The sequence below is a fragment of the Spiroplasma sp. ChiS genome (assembly GCF_002968355.1).
Classification (GTDB): Bacteria; Bacillota_I; Bacilli_A; order Mycoplasmatales; family Mycoplasmataceae; genus Spiroplasma; species Spiroplasma citri.
On the sequence record NZ_PUUH01000079.1, the window covers coordinates 1 to 1,800 of the forward strand.

Genomic DNA, 1,800 nt, shown 5'->3' on the forward strand with positions numbered 1-1,800 from the left:
GGCGGTCTAGCCCAACAGTAATCAGTCTGGAAATAATAGACGCTTTAACAAGCGATAGTGGTGATAAGTGCGAGGTCAACATCAAACCACAATAAAAATAGAGATGGTCACTTTATAAATAAATTTGCGATTAGCATTAGGTTCTTCAAGGTGCGAGTGAATTTATTTTAAAAACTGAACGCTTTGACCTGAAATGGTGCGGATGAAGGGCGGTCTAGCCCAACAGTAATCAGTCTGGAAATAATAGACGCTTTAACAAGCGATAGTGGTGATAAGTGCGAGGTCAACATCAAACCACAATAAAAATAGAGATGGTCACTTTATAAATAAATTTGCGATTAGCATTAGGTTCTTCAAGGTGCGAGTGAATTTATTTTAAAAACTGAACGCTTTGACCTGAAATGGTGCGGATGAAGAAATGTAATTATATGGCGTCTTAACTATACAAACAACTACAAATTGTAGAACATTGTAGTTAATATACCAACAATTACCAAAATTAATAATCAGGAGGTAAAGATGAAAAAGAATAGTTGTCTTAAAAAAAGATATTGAGGTTATTGCTTTAAATGTGATAAACAAAATAAATATATCCATACACACAATGAAATTACTGATGAACATTGAGCATTAAATACTAAAAAGAATTAGGAGGAATTAAATTATGAATAAAAGATATTTATTAATATCAAAATCAGAATTTATATTTGGAATAGATACTGAATTATTTTATACCTTAGAAGAAGCAGAGAATACTGCTAAAAATAAAAAGTATTTTGAAACAACTATTATTGATTTAGAAGATAAAAATATTAAATGACAAGGAGATAAATAATATGTGAAAAGATGAAGATGGCAAAGTTTACACAGAAGAAGATTTATTTAATGAAGCATTAGAAGAATGTCATTCAGAAGAAAGTGCTTATGACTATATTGATAATTTAATTGCAGAACAGAATTTGGAGGAATTATAAAATGAAAACATTACAAAATTTAATTAAAGATTTAACAGATATTATTGTTGATCAAGAAAAAATCAATGATTATTTAGCAAGTGAAGCATTAGATTTACGAGGTGCTGATTTAAATAGTGCTAATTTAACTTATGCTGATTTACGATGTGCTAAATTACAAGATGCTATTTTAATAGGTGCTGATTTACAAGATGCTGATTTACGATGTGCTGATTTACGATGGGCTGATTTACAAGATGCTAAATTACAAGATGCTAAATTACGAAGTGCTAATTTAACTTATGCTGATTTACGATGTGCTAAATTAGAGGGTGCTGATTTACAAGGTACTTATTTAATAGGTGTGAATTTACAAGATGCTGATTTACGATGTGCTGATTTACGATGTGCTGATTTAAGAGATGCTAATTTAAAAGGTGTTAATTTATCTTTTGCTAAATTAAAAGATATTAAAATCACCAAGCAACAATTAGAACAATTAACTGTTATTGAGGAGGGTGAATAATGACTATAACAGAATCAATTAAATTTAACAAACTACAAGAAGAAAATGAAGCACTTAATAGCAAAATACGAACACTTAAAGCAGGAAATGAAGCACTTAAAAATAAACTTGATGAAAAAGATAAAGAAATTAATAAACTATTAATGATTTGTTTTCATATTGCTAGTGAGGAGGATAAATAATGAAAAATATAGTTCAAAATGTTTCTTTTCCTTTTGCAATTAAAGGTAATGATTTTAAAGAATTAAGTTTAAAAGCATTAAATATTAAAAAATGAATTGATGAAAATGGACAAGAATTAGCAGAATTTATATACAGACA

The 1,800-nt window shown here is 28.5% G+C and carries 5 protein-coding genes; all 5 read left to right on the forward strand.

Translation table 4 applies throughout. From position 1 onward, the window contains the following. Nucleotides 1–519 precede the first annotated feature (519 nt). The 5 genes from C6B38_RS11850 to C6B38_RS03040 are packed head-to-tail and all read left to right on the forward strand — an operon-like array spanning nt 520 to nt 1,661. Nucleotides 520–651: a hypothetical protein gene (locus C6B38_RS11850; RefSeq protein ID WP_255401059.1), complete on the forward strand. Its 132-nt coding sequence runs from the start codon at nt 520–522 to the stop codon at nt 649–651. 13 nt (nt 652–664) lie between these two features. After that, on the forward strand, nt 665–835 hold the full coding sequence (locus tag C6B38_RS09765) for a hypothetical protein (protein ID WP_162475832.1): 171 nt from the start codon (nt 665–667) through the stop codon (nt 833–835). A gap of 1 nt (nt 836) precedes the next feature. Beyond that, complete coding sequence (locus C6B38_RS09770; protein ID WP_162475833.1) at nt 837–974, forward strand: hypothetical protein; 138 nt, start codon at nt 837–839, stop codon at nt 972–974. A gap of 1 nt (nt 975) precedes the next feature. Then, entirely contained in the window at nt 976–1,479 is a 504-nt protein-coding gene (locus tag C6B38_RS03035; protein WP_105298611.1) for a pentapeptide repeat-containing protein, read from the forward strand. Continuing rightward, nucleotides 1,479–1,661, forward strand: a complete 183-nt coding sequence (locus C6B38_RS03040) for a hypothetical protein (RefSeq protein WP_105298612.1) — start codon at nt 1,479–1,481, stop codon at nt 1,659–1,661. The genes C6B38_RS03035 and C6B38_RS03040 overlap by 1 nt, the downstream gene beginning before the upstream one ends. The last annotated feature ends 139 nt before the right edge of the window (nt 1,662–1,800 follow it).